The organism is Thioalkalivibrio sp. ALE21 (assembly GCF_003208255.1).
Taxonomy (GTDB): domain Bacteria; phylum Pseudomonadota; class Gammaproteobacteria; order Ectothiorhodospirales; family Ectothiorhodospiraceae; genus Thioalkalivibrio; species Thioalkalivibrio halophilus.
In genome coordinates, this window is sequence record NZ_QKMA01000007.1 from 92,991 (window position 1) to 107,524 (window position 14,534).

Genomic DNA, 14,534 nt, shown 5'->3' on the forward strand with positions numbered 1-14,534 from the left:
ATGAATTTCGAGATTCCTGCCTTTCTGCCCGCCGTTCCCGAGATGTTCGTCCTCGGGATGGCGTGCTTCATCCTGATACTGGATGCGTTCCTGCCGGATTCGCGCCGCGACATCACCTACGGCCTGGTGCAGGCGACGCTCGCGGGAGCCGCGGTGCTGACGCTGTGGCTGGCCGGTCCGGAAGTGGTGCTGACCTTCAGCGACAGCTTCATCAAGGACCCGATGAGCGACGTGCTGAAGCTGGCGGTGTACGTCACGAGCTTCTTCGTCTTCCTCTACTCGCGGCCGTATCTGATGGCGCGCGACATCCACAAGGGGGAGTTCTACATCCTCGGGCTGTTCGCGGTCCTGGGGATGATGATCATGATCTCGGGGCACAATCTGCTGACCCTGTACCTGGGCCTGGAACTGCTGTCGTTGTCCTCGTATGCGCTGGTGGCGTTCTGGCGCGACAACACCCGGGCCAGCGAAGCCGCGATGAAGTACTTCGTGCTGGGGGCGCTGGCGTCCGGACTGCTGCTGTACGGCATGTCCATGATCTACGGCATGACCGGCTCGCTGGATATCGCGGTGATCGCCTCCGAACTGACGACGGCCGACGAGGCCCTGAACGTCCCGCTGGTGTTCGGTCTGGTGTTCCTGGTGGTGGCGATCGCGTTCAAGCTGGGGGCGGTGCCGTTCCACATGTGGGTGCCCGACGTCTATGACGGGGCGCCGACGGCGGTGACGCTGTTCATCGCGACCGCGCCGAAGATCGCGGCCTTCGCGTTCCTGATGCGGCTGCTGGTCGAGGGCATGGGACCGATGCATGCCGACTGGCAGGGCATGCTCATCATCCTGACCGTGCTGTCGCTGGCGGTGGGCAACGTGATTGCGATCGCGCAGACCAGCATCAAGCGCATGTTCGCGTATTCGACCATCGCGCATGTCGGGTTCCTGTTCATGGGGATCCTCGCGGGGACCGATTCGGGCTACGCCTCGGCGATGTTCTACGTGATCGTGTATGCCCTCACTGCGGCCGGCGGGTTCGGCATGATCGTGTTCCTGTCGCGCCGGGGTTACGAGGCCGATCGCCTGGACGACTTCGCCGGGCTGGCGAAACGCAACCCGTGGTTCGCCTTCATCATGCTCCTGCTGCTGTTCTCCATGGCCGGGGTCCCGCCGACCGTCGGTTTCTACGCCAAGCTGGCCGTGATTCAGGCGGCCGTGGGTGCGGGCCTGGTCTGGCTGGGTGTGGTCGCGGTGATCTTCAGCATCATCGGTGCGTTCTACTACCTGCGGGTGGTGAAGATCATGTTCTTCGACGAGCCGAAGGAGGAGGCCAGCGAGCCGGTGCAGCCTTCGGGTGCGCTGGCCACGGCGCTGAGCATCAATGGCCTGGCAGTGCTGTTGCTGGGAATTTTTCCGGGCCTTCTGCTGTCCGTTACCCACTACGCCATTGCTGGCTGATCCGCCCCGGAGGATGTCTTGAATCAACTGGTCCCGTTTGAAGTCCTGGTCTGGGGGTTTGTGGCGTTTGCCTTCGTGGCCGCCAACCTGCCGTGGCTGACCGATCGCATCGCGCTGATGTTCCTCCCGGCGACCGGGACCAAGGGAGGCTGGACCCGGGTCTTCGAATGGCTGGTGCTGTTCCTGCTGGTGGGGCTGATCGGCAAGGGTCTCGAACATCAGGCGACGGGCAGTGTTCATGCACAGGGCTGGGAGTTCTACGTGATCGGGCTGTCGATGTTTGCGGTGTTCGCGATCCCCGGGTTCATCTGGCGGCATGATCTTCGCCCGCATTTGCGTCAGCGGGCGCGCCGTTCTCGCTGATTCCGATCGGGGCTTGCAAGCCGGCCCGCGGCTTGGTAAAGTACGTTTTCTCGGATGCGGGGTGGAGCAGTCTGGCAGCTCGTCGGGCTCATAACCCGAAGGTCGCAGGTTCAAATCCTGCCCCCGCTACCAGTTTTCGAAAGGGCCCCTTCGCGGGGCCTTTTTCTTGGGGCCGCGCTCCCGCGCGCCGACAGGCTTCGAGCTGCAGCCTGTTTCCATGACGGAAGGTGTAAAGGGGCGTTCAACGCCCTTTTTTTGTTTCCGGACTCCGTGCACCGGTGCAGTGGAATCGAGGTCGACAGACATTTGTCCGAGCAGGTTGAACAACTGAAGGCGCTACTGGGACCCGTGGTCGAAGGCCAGGGTTGTGAACTCTGGGGTATCGAACACCATGCGGGTTCGAAGCCGCAGATGCTGCGCATCTATATCGATCGTTCGACCGGCGTGACCGTGGATGACTGTGCACGCGTCAGCGAGCAGGTGAGCGCGGTCCTCGATGTGGAAGAGCCGATCCGCGCGGACTACACGCTCGAGGTGTCCAGTCCGGGCATCGAACGTCCCCTGTTTACTCCCGATCAGTTCCGCGAGTACGTCGGACGTGCGGTCAAGGTGCGTCTGACCTGGCCGGAGCACGGGCGGCGGAACTACCGTGGGCAGCTGTTGTCCGCGGACGACACCATGATCGAGGTGGCGGTCGATGGCACGGCCTACGAGTTGCCGCTGGCCGCGATTCACAATGCGCGCGTGCTGGAAGAAGACCCGGGGACGCAATCATGAACAACCTGATGTCGACAGGCGACTGTCGAGGCTGCGAAGAGGCATGACATGAACAAGGAGATCCTGCTGGTCGTCGACGCCGTTTCCAACGAGAAGGGCGTCGAGAAGGGCGTTATCTTCGAGGCCCTGGAATCGGCCCTGGCGATGGCCACGCGCAAGTATCACGGTGGGCGCATGGATGTGCGCGTGAGCATCGACCGCGAAAGCGGCGATTACGAGGCCTATCGCCGCTGGACGGTGGTGGACGACGAGGATCCCGAGTTCGAGTCTCCCGACTATCAGATGCTGCTGTCCTACGCGCAGCAGAAATACCCGGAGATTCAGATCGGAGAGGTGATCGAGGAACCGGTCGAGGCCGTGGACTTCGGGCGTATCGCCGCGCAGACCGCCAAGCAGGTGATCGTGCAGAAGGTGCGTGATGCCGAGCGGCAGAAGGTCGTCGAGGAGTACGAGGACCGGGTCGGTTCGCTGGTGATGGGGATCGTCAAGCGTACCGACCGCAACGGGACCTACGTGGACCTGGGCAACAACGCCGAGGCCCTGGTCCCGCGCGAGCACATGATTCCGCGCGAGACGGTACGCACCAATGATCGCCTGCGCGGCTATCTCAAGGAGATCCGGCCGGACGCTCGCGGACCGCAACTGATCCTCAGCCGCACCGCGCCGGAGTTCCTCATCGAGCTGTTCAAACTCGAGGTCCCGGAGGTGGGACAGGAGATCATCGACATCCTCGGGGCGGCCCGCGATCCGGGCATGCGGGCGAAGATCGCGGTGCGCTCGAATGACCCGCGGCTGGATCCGGTGGGGGCCTGCGTGGGCATGCGCGGTTCGCGTGTGCAGTCGGTCTCCAACGAGCTCGCGGGCGAACGCATCGATATCATCGTATGGGACGAGAATCCGGCCCAGTTCGTGATCAATGCGATGTCGCCGGCGGAAGTCCTCTCGATCGTGGTCGACGAAGAGAAGCAGTCGATGGACATCGCGGTGGCCGAGGACAAGCTTTCGCTGGCGATCGGTCGCGGGGGGCAGAACATCCGTCTGGCCTCGCAGCTGACCGGCTGGGAGCTGAACGTGATGACCGAGGAGCAGGCCGAGGAGAAGAGCGAGGCCGAGGCCCGGCAGCTGGTGACCTACTTCATGGAGGCGCTGGACGTCGACGAGGAGGTGGCCGGGATCCTGGTGCAGGAAGGCTTCAGCACCCTGGACGAGGTGGCCTATGTGGACGAGGCGGAACTGCTGTCGATCGAGGAATTCGATGAGGACGTGGTCGCGGAACTTCGCAACCGGGCCAGCGACGCGCTCCTGACGCGGGCGATCGCGGCACAGGACGGCGGGGGTGGCGAGCCGGCCGAGGATCTGCTGAACATGGATGGCATGACCGTGGCGCTGGCGAATCGGCTGGCAGCCAGCGGGGTGTGCACCATGGAGGACCTCGCCGAGCAGGCCGCGGACGACGTGGTGGAAATGCTGGGCATCTCCGAGCAGGAGGCGTCCGAATTGATCATGACCGCGCGCGCCCCCTGGTTCGAAACCGGGGAATGATCGCGACGCAGCGGCGGTGGTCGGGCAGCGGCACGCCGGAACAGAATCTGGAATGGAGGTAGCGCCATGGCGCAAATGACAGTGCAGCAATTCGCGGAATCGGTGGGCAAGCCCGTCGATCGTCTCCTGGAGCAGCTCAAGGAGGCGGGCGTCGAGGTGGCCGGGCCCGAGGCGCCCATCACCGATGCCGAGAAGCGCCAGCTGCTGGACCATCTGCGCCAGGGTTCCTCCGGCGGGGCGAGTGACCGCGTGACTCTGCGGCGGCGTTCCCAGGCGCAGACGCTGAAGGTCAGCTCGGGCCAGGGCAAGACCAAGACGGTTAACGTGGAGGTGCGCAAGAAGCGCACCCTCAAGCGCAAGCCGGCGGATGCAACACCGGCGCCGGAGGATCGCCCGGAGGCGGCCGAGAATGTGGAATCCGAAGCCGCTGCGGCACCGGAAGAGACCCGTCCCGATGCAGAATCGCCGGTGACCCCGGAAGTCGAGGAGGCCGCAGCCGGCGAGGCGTCGGAGGCGGAAGCACCGGCGGATGAGCCGGTGGTGGCCGAGACGCCGGAACCGGAACCTGAACCGGCGGCCGACGAGGCCGCGGCGGAGGAACCGGCGGACGTCGAGGAAGAGCCCGAAGCGGCGGAGGCGGCCGCAGCCGAGGCACCGGAGTCACCCGAGGCGGAAGAGGCGGCCGAGGAGCCGGCCGCAGCCGCGGAAGAAGCGCCGGCCGCCCCGAAGAAGCCGCTGAGCCGCACGCAGCAGCTGGCCATGCAGCTGGAAGCCGAGCGGGAAGCTCAGCGCAAGGCTGTGGAAGCGCGCAAGCAGGAAGAGGTCGAACGCGAGGAGCGCCAGAAGCGCAAGCAGGAAGAGCAGGAGAAGCAGGAGGCGAAGCGCGAGAAGGAAGAACAGGCGCGCCTGGAACGCGAGGCCGCGCAGCAGCGCCAGGCACCGGCTCCCGCCGCGGCACCGGCGGAACCCGCCAAGTCCGGCAAGGGCCGCAAGGGTGGCCGCAAGGACGACCGCAAGGAACTGCATGTCGCCGGCGACCGTCGTGGTCGGCGCAAGAAGGGTGACAAGGGCAAGGGCGCCGGGCAGTCGCAGGCGGCCCAGGCCGTGGCCGGCAAGCACGGCTTCGCCAAGCCGACCGCACCGGTGGTGCGCGAGGTGGAAGTGCCGGAGACCATCACGGTGGCCGATCTGGCGCAGGCGATGGCGATCAAGGCACCGCAGCTGATCAAGACCCTGATGGGCATGGGCGTGATGGCCACCATCAACCAGTCCATCGATCAGGAAACGGCGATGCTGGTGGTCGAGGAAATGGGCCACACCGCGGTGCCCGCAAGGGAAGAGACCATCGAGGATCAGATCGAGGTTGCCCAGGAGCAGACCGCCGAGCCCAAGGCCCGTCCGCCGGTGGTGACCGTGATGGGCCACGTGGACCATGGCAAGACGTCGCTGCTGGACCATATCCGCAAGACGCGCGTGGCCTCCGGAGAAGCCGGCGGGATCACCCAGCACATCGGGGCCTATCACGTCGAGAACGGGCATGACGGGGTGACGTTCCTCGATACGCCGGGACATGCGGCGTTCACCGCGATGCGTGCCCGGGGTGCCCAGTCCACGGACATCGTGATCCTGGTGGTTGCGGCGGATGACGGCGTGATGCCGCAGACGCTCGAAGCCATCAACCATGCGAAGGCCGCCGGCGTACCGATCGTGGTCGCGGTCAACAAGATCGACAAGCCGGAGGCGGATGCCGACCGGGTGATCAACGATCTCGCCCAGCACGAGGTAATCCCCGAGGAATGGGGTGGCGACACCCAGTTCATCCGGGTCTCGGCGCATTCCGGGGAAGGCATCGACGAGCTGCTGGAAGGCCTGGGTCTGCAGGCGGAGCTGATGGAGCTGATGGCCCCGGACGAGGGGCCGGCGCGCGGCGTGGTGATCGAGTCGCGGCTGGACAAGGGCCGTGGCCCGGTGGCCACGGTGCTGGTGCAGTCCGGCAGCCTGAAACATGGCGACATCGTGCTGACCGGCAAGGAATACGGCCGTGTGCGGGCGATGTTCGACGACACCGGCACGGCGGTAAAGGAAGTCGGTCCGTCGATGCCGGTGGAGATCCTGGGGCTCTCCGGGGTGCCGGAGGCCGGCGACGAGATGCTGGTGGTCGCGGACGAAAAGACTGCCCGCGAAGTGGCCGAGTACCGCGACACCAAGCAGCGCGAGCGCAAGCTGGCGGCGCAGCAGGCGGCCAAGCTGGAAAACATCTTCAACCAGATGCAGGAAGGCGACGTCGGCACGGTCAACATCCTGATCAAGGCCGACGTGCAGGGATCCGCCGAGGCGCTGCGCGAATCGCTGGTCAAGCTGTCCAACGAGGAGGTCCGGGTCAAGGTGATTTCCACCGGGGTCGGCGGTATCTCCGAGTCGGATATCAACCTGGCGACCGCTTCGGATGCGATCGTGATCGCGTTCAACGTGCGTGCCGACGCCGGCGCCAAGCGTGTGGCGCAGGAAAACGGGATCGACGTCCGCTACTACTCGGTCATCTACGAGGCCATCGAGGACGTGAAGCAGGCCCTGTCCGGGCTGCTGGCGCCGGAGACCCGCGAGGAAATCGTGGGCCTGGCCGAGGTGCGCGAGGTGTTCAAGGCCTCGAGCTTCGGCCAGGTGGCCGGCTGCCTGGTGGTCGAGGGTTCGGTCAAGCGGGGCAACCCGATCCGCGTGCTGCGTGACAACGTGGTGGTGTACGAGGGCGAGCTGGAAAGCCTGCGCCGCTTCAAGGACGACGTGAACGAGGTTCGCGCCGGTACCGAGTGCGGCATCGCGGTGAAGAACTACAACGACGTGAAGGCCGGAGACCAGATCGAGGTCTTCCAGCGCGTCGAGGTCCAGCGGTCGCTGTAATGCCCGGACCCCGCGACTTTCAGCGTAGTGATCGGGTCGGCGAGCAGATCCAGCGCGAGCTCGCCGAGCTGGTGCGTGTCGAGGTGAAGGACCCGCGGGTCGGCATGGTGACCATCTCGGGGGTGGAGGTCTCGAAGGACCTGGCCCACGCCCGGGTGTATTTTACCCGGCTGGGTGGCGAGGAGGGTGGCCGCGAGGCGCAGCAGGGCCTCAACAACGCGGCCGGCTTCCTGCGGCGGGCGCTGGGTAGCCGGATTCGCATGCGCAGCATCCCGCAACTGCGGTTCATCTACGATGACACGCCCGAACGGGGCGCGCGCATGTCTTCGCTGATCAGTCAGGCGCTGGCGGAGGATCGCGAGCGGCACGGCGACAGCGATGGGGAGGCCGATCCGGAAGGCGGCGGGGATCCGGATGGCTCCGGTGGTCCCGACGTCCCGGAAGACCGGTAAACCGACTCCCCGTGGCGCGCAGGAAGGGGCGTAACGTCGACGGCATCCTGCTGCTCGACAAGCCGCAGGGGCTCAGTTCGAGCCAGGCGCTGGGTCGGGTGAAATACCTCCTCGGTGCGCGCAAGGCGGGCCATACCGGCGCCCTGGATCCACGGGCGACCGGGCTTCTTCCTCTGTGTTTCGGGCAGGCGACCAAGGTGTCCGGCTGGCTGCTGGACGCGGACAAGCGTTACGTCGCCGTCGCGCGGCTGGGCGTGGAGACCGACTCGGCGGACATGGACGGAGAGATTCTCGCCGAATCTCCGGTCCCCGTGATCACGGACGAGGATCTTGCGCGGCTGGAACGCGACTTCACCGGCGATCTGGAGCAGGTTCCCCCGATGGTGTCAGCCCTGAAGAAGGACGGCCGGCGGCTGTATGAACTGGCGCGCGAAGGGGTGGAAGTGGACCGTCCGCCCCGGCCCGTGCGGATCCATTCGCTGAACATCGAACGGCTGGCGGATGATCGTCTGCGGCTGGAGGTGTATTGCAGCAAGGGCACCTATATCCGGTCGCTGGTGGCCGACATCGGGAATGCCCTGGGCTGCGGGGCGGCGGTGGAAGAGCTGCGGCGTACGGCGCACGGCGTCTTCGATGCCGAGGCGATGTGGACCCGCGAAGCCCTGGAGGAACGATTCGAGGCCGGTGGGCCGGCGGCGATCGAGGCCTGTCTTCTGCCGGCCGAGGCAGCCCTGGCGGGCTGGCCGCAGGTGCACCTGAATGCAACCGGCGCCGCGGCGCTGCGTCACGGGAATACGGCGGACGCGGAGACGGTGGACCGGCAGGTCACGGGGGCCTCGCCGGTGCCGGACGAGGCCGGGCCGGCCGGGATACTGGTGCGCATGCACGGCCCTGAAGGCGAGTTCCTGGGCGTGGGTTTGCAGGACGCGAAGGGGGCGGTCCGGCCGCGGCGCCTGTTCACCACGGCCTGAGGCTCGTCCGAGCCGGGTTCAGTCCCGGCGACAGGCCGGGACGGGGTCCTCGATCAAGGCCCCCATCTGCTCGGTGGACATCGGGCGGGCCAGGTAATAACCCTGAGCCTCGTCGCAACCGTCCAGGATGATCATGTCGCGCTGAGTGGCGGTTTCCACACCTTCGGCGATGACCGTCAGGCCAAGTTTGTGGCCCATGGCGATGATGGACGCGGTGAGCGCGGCGTCGGCGGCGTCGGTGTCGGCCCCCTGAACGAACGAGGCGTCGACCTTCAGGCGCTGGACGGGCAGGCGCTTGAGATAACTCAGCGACGAATAGCCGGTGCCGAAGTCGTCGATCGCCAGCTGCACGCCCATGGCCCGCAGCTCTTCGAGTACCGCGATGCCGCGTTCGGCATGGTCCATTACGAAGCCCTCGGTGATCTCCAGTTCCAGGCGCCACGGCTCCAGGCCGGTCTCTTCCAGCACCGCCCGCACGTCCCCGGCGATGTCGCCGAACAGGACCTGGTGCCCGGAGACGTTGACGCCGATTCGCCCCAGTCGTTGCGGTCCCCATTCGCAGGTCCTGCGGACTGCCTCCCGCAGGACCCACCGCCCCAGCAGTCCGATGGTGCCGTTCTCTTCCGCCACCGGGATGAATTCGGCCGGGCTGATCATGCCGAAATCCGGATGCCGCCAGCGGACCAGCGCCTCCGCGCCGGACAGGCCTTCGCCAGGCAGATACCATTGTGGCTGATACACGACCTCCAGCTCGTTGCCCTCGATTGCGCGGCGCAGGCCGGCCTCGATCGCCAGCCGGCGCTGACTGGCATCGGTGAGGTCCGCCGTGTAGAGCTGGACGTTATTGCGTCCGCGAGCCTTGGCGCGGTACATCGCCGAGTCCGCGTTGCGGATCAGCATGTCCGAGGAGGCCGCATCATCGGGAAACAGGCTGATGCCGATACTCGCCCCAATGAACAGTTCCTGACCTGCCACGTGGAAGGGGGCCTCCAGCGCACGCAGGAGATTATCGGCGACCCGTTCGGCATCGTCGGTGCCGGCAATGTGTTCGGTCAGGACCACGAATTCGTCGCCCCCGTGGCGCGCGATGGTGGAGTGCCGGTCGATGGCGCCCAGCAGGCGCCGGGCGACCGCTTCCAGGAGCTCGTCTCCGCGATGGTGGCCCAGACTGTCGTTCACGTACTTGAAGCCGTCCAGGTCGACGAACAGTACCGCCAGGCGCTCGTCGTGGAGCCGGCAGCGTTCAATCGCGCGCGCCAGGCGCTCGTCGAGCTGGGTGCGGTTGGGCAGGTCGGTGAGTGGGTCGTAGTTGGCCAGGTGACTGACCCGGCGCCGGGCCTCCTCGCGGCTGGTGACGTCGCGGGCCACGCCAAAGATATCCACTACGTGGCCGCTGTTGTATCGGACACGGGCGTTGAGTTCCAGCACCACCGGGTTGCCCGCCTTGTCAGTCACCTCGGCGCGGGCCGGTGGCAGCTCGGAATCGGTGCCGCCGTCGATGGGCACGGCGGTGCCCTCGAGATAGGGCAGGAAGGGTTCGACCAGGGCGCGCAGGGTGGTCTCTGGCAGGCGGTCCATGCTGCGGCCGAGGACCCGTTCCACGCCCGGCGAGATGTAGCGCGCCCGACCCGAGCGGTCGAAGCGATAGACGAAGCCGCTGGCGTACTCCAGCAGATCCTCCTGCTCCTCGGACGCGCGCTCCAGGGCCTCGGACTGCGCCACCACCTGGCGTGACAGCGGCCGGATCACGCCGATCAGCCCCAGTCCCGACAGCAATGCCATGCCCAGGACCAGTCCGACCGGCAGCGCCAGGTGGGCCATCATGCCGGCGTAGAGTTCCTCCTCCGGTACGGCCATCGACAGCCCCCAGCCCGGGCGTACCGGCACCGCAAAGACCACCTCGCCGTCCGTGCGCTGCAGGGCCTGCGATCCTCCGCGGGCCTGCTGCAGTGCCGGGGCCACCAGGTTCCCGGCGCCGGTCGGCATCAGGCTCCAGGTGATGTCGTCCACCCGCAGCACCACTCCCTGCGGGCCCTCCAGCCAGGCGGCCTTGCCGCCCTCGGCGGCGGACTCCAGCACGCCGACCAGGGCCTCGGCGGGGAACACCAGGATGTCGGCGCCCAGCCATTCGTCCTCGCGGGAGAGGATCGGCACCGCGATCATGATCCAGGCCCGGCCCTCCCAGGCCAGGTGATCGCGCATGCGGGTCTCGCGCATCGCCGGGTCGATGTCCGGCCAGTAGATCGGGTCCGGGTTGGCGTCGCCCACCGCCAGTACCTGGCGGCCTTCCGCATCCAGGCGGATGATGCCGGCCGCGCCGGAGGGGCGCAGGGCATCTTCCAGTTTGTCGTGACTGAAGTCCTGCAGGTCTTCGAGATCGGTCGCCCCGCGATTGTAGGCGGCCAGTTCGTCGCGGATGCGGCTGCGGCTGGCGACCTGCCAGGCGATGTCTTCCAGGCGGTCGAAATACTGCGCCACCGCCTGCCCGTGATGCTGCAGCGCGGCCTGCTGCGCCAGGTCCGCGCGGTCGCGCGCCTGCTGGTAGTAGGCGTGGGCCGTCAGACTGGCCGCAATCAGGCCCAGCAGCACCAGCACCGCAAGTGCCAGCAGCAGGATGCGGGCCTGGAGGCGGCGGGTTTCCTGCGTGGTCATGACTGTCCCTGTCGGGGAGTGATGGAGTTCACAATACAACAGAAACAGGTCAGGGGCAGCCGTTCGTCCGTTCGCTGTTCACGGTGCTTGAGCGCGTGCTAACATACGCGCCTGTTCGCCAGCGCCACTGGCCACTCAGACAGACGGTTCAGGAATCAGGAGTCAGCCTTACATGTCGCTCACTACCGAAGAGAAATCGGCTATCGTCGAGAAGCACAAGCGCGATGCCAGTGATACCGGATCGCCCGAAGTGCAGATTGCGCTCCTGACGGCGCGTATCCAGCATCTGATGGGTCATTTCGACAAGCACAAGCAGGACCACCATTCCCGGCGTGGCCTGCTGAAGATGGTCAGCCAGCGTCGCAAGCTGCTGTCCTATCTCAAACGCAAGGACGTCGAACGCTATCAGTCGATCGTGAAGGAACTGGGCCTGCGCCGCTAGGCCCCGCCCCCCCCGGGCCCGCGCCATTGGTGCGGGCCTGTTTGTTTGGGGCATTGATTGCGGAGAGAACTTTCAGCGGCTCGTCCACCGACGAGTCACATCGGGATTCAAAGGGAAACGGGAAAAAACGTGTCATACAAGAAGTCGTTCCAGTACGGAAATCACACCGTCACGCTCGAAACCGGGGACATCGCGCGCCAGGCCAGCGGCGCGGTGCTGGTGAACATGGCCGAAACCGTGGTCCTGGTCACCGTGGTCGCCCGCAAGGAAGCCGATCCGGGCCGCGACTTCTTCCCCCTGACCGTCAACTACCAGGAACGGACCTACGCCGCCGGCAAGATTCCGGGCGGTTTCTTCAAGCGTGAAGGGCGTCCGAGCGAGAAGGAAACCCTGACCTCGCGCCTGATCGACCGTCCGATCCGGCCGCTGTTTCCCGAAGGCTTCAAGAACGAAACCCAGGTCATCGCGACGGTGGTCTCGATCAACCCCGAGGTGGATCCCGACATCCCCGCGATGATCGGTGCTTCCGCGGCGCTGGCACTCTCGGGTGTGCCGTTCGGCGGGCCCATCGGCGCCGCCCGCGTGGGGTACCGCGCCGGTGAGTACCAGTTGAATCCGAGCTTCAGCGCGCTGGAGGAATCCGAGCTGAACCTGGTCGTGGCGGGGACCGAAAACGCGGTCCTGATGGTGGAGTCGGAGGCAAGCGAGCTGTCCGAGGAAACCATGCTGGGCGCGGTGATGTACGGCCACGAACAGCTGCAGGCTGCGATCCGCGCCATCAACGAACTGGCGGCCGAGGCGGGCGAACCCGCCTGGGACTGGCAGCCGCCGGAGAGCGAGGCCTCGGTGGAAGACCGCGTGGCCGCGGCCGCGCGCGATGAGCTGACCGAGATTTACCAGATCGCCGACAAGCAGACCCGCAGCCAGCGCCTGAGCGAACTGCGCAGCCGCCTGGTTGAATCGCTGGTGAGCGACGACGGTTCCGGCCCCGATGCCGATGCGGTCAAGACCACCCTGCACGATCTGGAATACCGTCTAGTGCGTGATCGCATTCTTGACGGGCATCCGCGTATCGATGGACGTGACACGAAGACTGTCCGTCCGATCGACGTGCAGACCGGCCTGTTGCCGCGTGCCCACGGCTCCGCGCTGTTTACCCGGGGCGAGACCCAGGCGATGGTGGTGGCCACCCTGGGCACCGACCGCGACGCCCAGGTGATCGACGCGATCGAGGGCGAGCGCCGCGACCGCTTCATGCTGCATTACAACTTCCCGCCATACTGCACCGGGGAGACCGGTTTCGTCGGCTCGCCCAAGCGCCGCGAGATCGGCCACGGCCGTCTGGCCAAGCGCGGCGTGGCCGCGGTGATGCCGAACGACGAGGACTTCCCCTACGTGGTGCGTGTGGTCTCCGAGATCACCGAGTCCAACGGTTCCAGTTCCATGGCCTCGGTGTGCGGCACCTCGCTGGCGCTGATGGACGCCGGCGTGCCGCTGAAGGCCCCGGTCGCGGGCATCGCGATGGGCCTGATCAAGGAAGACGACCGCTTCGCCGTGCTCTCCGACATCCTCGGCGACGAGGATCACCTCGGCGACATGGACTTCAAAGTGGCCGGCACCCATGACGGCGTGACCGCGCTGCAGATGGACATCAAGATCGACGGGATTACCCGAGAGATCATGGAAAAGGCCCTGGAGCAGGCGCGCGAGGGCCGGCTGCACATCCTGGGTTGCATGAACGCGGAACTGGACACCCATCGCCAGGAGATGTCCGAGCATGCGCCGCGCTTCATCACCCTGAAGATCAACCCGGACAAGATCCGCGACGTGATCGGCAAGGGCGGGGCGACCATCCGTACCCTGACCGAGGAGACCGGCACCACCATCGACATCGGTGACGATGGCACGGTCAAGATCGCCTCCACCGATGCGGCTGCCGGCAACGAGGCGAAGCGCCGCATCGAGGAGCTGACCGCGGACATCGAGGTGGGGCGTCAGTACACCGGAAAGGTCGCCAAGATCATGGACTTCGGCGCATTCGTGTCGATCCTTCCGGGGCGTGACGGTCTGGTGCATATCTCGCAGATCTCCGACGAGCGCGTGGAGAACGTGAGTGATTTCCTCTCCGAGGGGGATTCGGTCACCGTGCGGGTGCTGGAGGTCGACAAGCAGGGCCGTATCCGCCTGAGCATGAAGGCGGTCGAAGAAGACGCCTGAGGGCGGGTCGGCGGGCCCGGCCCGGGCCGGGCGGCGGTTTCCTTCGGGGGCGACAGGCATGGATCTGGTCAGTATTCGCAAGAGCTATCGGCGCTATGCGCGGCATTACGACGCGACCTTCGGGCGAGTGTTCGCCACCGGGCGGCACAGCGCGCAGAAGACCCTCGCGCCGCTGGAAGGCAAACGGGTTCTCGAGGTCGGGGTCGGAACCGGGATTTCGTTTCCGGAATACCCCGACGGCGTGGATCTGGTCGGGATCGACGTGTCGCGCGAGATGCTGCAGGTCGCGCAGGAACGCATCAACGGCGGTCTGCCGGGGGTGCGCGGCGTGGCCGAGATGGACGCCGAAGCACTCGGTTTCCGCGACGACAGCTTCGACGCCGTGGTCGGGATGTACGTGGCGTCCGTGGTCCCCAATCCCGACCGCATGTTCGCCGAGATGTGGCGGGTGTGCCGCCCGGGCGGACAGATCCTTCTGGTCAACCATTTCGCGTCCCGGCAATGGCTGCTGCGCGGGGTGGAACGCAGCCTGCGGCCTCTTTCGCGGGCGGTGGGCTTTCGTCCGGACATGGAGCTGGACCACTTCGTGCACCTGACCGGCTGCGAGCCCGAGGCGGTGGAACCCGCCAGCCTGTTCGGTTACTGGAAACAGGTGGCTTTCCGCAAACCCGCCTGATTCCCGGCCATCCGGCGGTGGTTGCGGTACGAGGGGCAAGACCCTTAGGGTTGTGCTGGAATAATCCCACGGCCGCAGCATGACATGCCCACCCC

At 66.4% G+C, this 14,534-nt stretch carries 11 protein-coding genes and 1 tRNA gene; 11 read left to right on the forward strand and 1 reads right to left on the reverse strand.

Going from position 1 to position 14,534, the window contains the following annotated elements; translation table 11 throughout:
- From nuoN to truB, 8 genes are all read left to right on the forward strand, one after another.
- Positions 1–1,449, forward strand: coding sequence for an NADH-quinone oxidoreductase subunit NuoN (gene nuoN, locus D893_RS07970; protein ID WP_018946349.1), 1,449 nt, complete (start codon positions 1–3; stop codon positions 1,447–1,449).
- An 18-nt stretch (positions 1,450–1,467) separates the two neighbouring features.
- Positions 1,468–1,812 (forward strand): DUF2818 family protein, encoded by a 345-nt coding sequence (locus tag D893_RS07975; protein WP_077243679.1) that lies wholly within the window; start codon positions 1,468–1,470, stop codon positions 1,810–1,812.
- Positions 1,813–1,867: 55 nt separating this feature from the next.
- Positions 1,868–1,944: transfer RNA gene (locus tag D893_RS07980), tRNA-Met, on the forward strand.
- 174 nt (positions 1,945–2,118) lie between these two features.
- Positions 2,119–2,589, forward strand: a complete 471-nt coding sequence (gene rimP / locus D893_RS07985) for a ribosome maturation factor RimP (protein WP_018946348.1) — start codon at positions 2,119–2,121, stop codon at positions 2,587–2,589.
- Between the two features lie 48 nt (positions 2,590–2,637).
- Positions 2,638–4,131, forward strand: a complete 1,494-nt coding sequence (gene nusA, locus D893_RS07990) for a transcription termination factor NusA (RefSeq protein WP_018946347.1) — start codon at positions 2,638–2,640, stop codon at positions 4,129–4,131.
- 66 nt (positions 4,132–4,197) lie between these two features.
- Positions 4,198–7,029 (forward strand): translation initiation factor IF-2, encoded by a 2,832-nt coding sequence (infB, locus tag D893_RS07995; protein ID WP_026288906.1) that lies wholly within the window; start codon positions 4,198–4,200, stop codon positions 7,027–7,029.
- Complete coding sequence (gene rbfA / locus D893_RS08000; protein WP_018946345.1) at positions 7,029–7,481, forward strand: 30S ribosome-binding factor RbfA; 453 nt, start codon at positions 7,029–7,031, stop codon at positions 7,479–7,481. The genes infB and rbfA overlap by 1 nt, the downstream gene beginning before the upstream one ends.
- A gap of 11 nt (positions 7,482–7,492) precedes the next feature.
- On the forward strand, positions 7,493–8,452 hold the full coding sequence (gene truB / locus D893_RS08005; protein WP_110619497.1) for a tRNA pseudouridine(55) synthase TruB: 960 nt from the start codon (positions 7,493–7,495) through the stop codon (positions 8,450–8,452).
- A gap of 18 nt (positions 8,453–8,470) precedes the next feature.
- Here the strand turns inward: truB and D893_RS08010 are convergent, their stop codons facing one another.
- Complete coding sequence (locus D893_RS08010; protein WP_110619498.1) at positions 8,471–11,104, reverse strand: EAL domain-containing protein; 2,634 nt, start codon at positions 11,102–11,104, stop codon at positions 8,471–8,473.
- A gap of 172 nt (positions 11,105–11,276) precedes the next feature.
- Between D893_RS08010 and rpsO the strand changes: the two genes are divergently transcribed.
- The 3 genes from rpsO to D893_RS08025 all read left to right on the forward strand — a co-directional run bounded on the left by rpsO (position 11,277) and on the right by D893_RS08025 (position 14,439).
- A complete protein-coding gene (gene rpsO, locus D893_RS08015) occupies positions 11,277–11,546 on the forward strand; it encodes a 30S ribosomal protein S15 (protein WP_018934781.1) in 270 nt (89 codons plus the stop codon).
- Positions 11,547–11,675: 129 nt separating this feature from the next.
- Positions 11,676–13,763 (forward strand): polyribonucleotide nucleotidyltransferase, encoded by a 2,088-nt coding sequence (pnp, locus tag D893_RS08020; RefSeq protein ID WP_110619499.1) that lies wholly within the window; start codon positions 11,676–11,678, stop codon positions 13,761–13,763.
- A gap of 58 nt (positions 13,764–13,821) precedes the next feature.
- Positions 13,822–14,439, forward strand: coding sequence for a class I SAM-dependent methyltransferase (locus D893_RS08025; protein ID WP_077243682.1), 618 nt, complete (start codon positions 13,822–13,824; stop codon positions 14,437–14,439).
- Positions 14,440–14,534 lie beyond the last annotated feature (95 nt).